The 714-nt window shown below is 63.4% G+C and carries 2 protein-coding genes; one reads left to right on the top strand and one right to left on the bottom strand.

Annotated features, from left to right (window positions below; genetic code table 11):
* Positions 1 to 446 (top strand): anti-sigma factor (locus EOA79_RS32350; protein ID WP_164894087.1); only part of this gene is annotated, 446 nt, incomplete at its 5' end.
* An 87-nt stretch (positions 447 to 533) separates the two neighbouring features.
* Here the strand turns inward: EOA79_RS32350 and EOA79_RS33305 are convergent.
* The coding region (locus EOA79_RS33305) for a hypothetical protein (RefSeq protein WP_206639309.1) at positions 534 to 714 on the bottom strand (181 nt) is incomplete at its 5' end.

Here is a 714-nt window from a genome sequence, read left to right as displayed (position 1 = left end):
GCGACGACCAACTTGCGGAGCAGGCGATTTCCGCCCATCTCATCTACGCCGCCGAGAAGCGTCACGCGGTTGAGGTGCCGGCAAGCGACAAGGACCATCTGCAGACCTGGCTGTCCAACCGGGTAGGGCTGAAGCTGGTGGCGCCCGATCTCGCGGCCGAGGGCTTCGCACTCGTCGGCGGCCGGCTGTTGCCGGCGGGCGAGCGTGGCAAGGCCGCGATGTTGCTTTACGAGGACGCCAAGGGCGAGCGCATCTCGCTCTTCGTCACCGCCGAATCATCGCAGACCACCAAGGGAACCTATACGGCCGAGGCTGACGGTCCGGAAGCGGTGTATTGGCTGGACAAGGGCTATGGCTGCGCCGTCGTCGGCACATTGCCGCCGGAGCGTCTGTCGGAGGTCGCCAAGAGCGCCTATGGCCAGCTTCTGGCCGGTATTTCGAGCTGAGGAGGCGGCTGTTTTCAACGGCCTACGCTGTTTCGAATTAGTGGTTCAGTTCAAAGCCGTGGTGCTTTTCTGCCGCCGCGGAACCTGTCACAATTCGGCCCTAATCAAGGAGCGATAGCGCTTGATGAAGACCGGCGCTTCGGCCGGGGTGCTGCTTTTGACCGGGGCCGTTTCCTTTAATCCAATCGAGGTTCTCCCAAACCCCGCATGCCTGCCGAGATCCGCAAGGCCCGCGCGTCGGACGTCGATGACCTCGCCGCCATCGAGA

The sequence above is a fragment of the Mesorhizobium sp. M1A.F.Ca.IN.020.03.2.1 genome (assembly GCF_004023205.1).
GTDB lineage: Bacteria > Pseudomonadota > Alphaproteobacteria > Rhizobiales > Rhizobiaceae > Mesorhizobium.
Note: the sequence above shows the minus strand (reverse complement) of the source record. Positions and strands in the feature narration are given on the sequence as shown.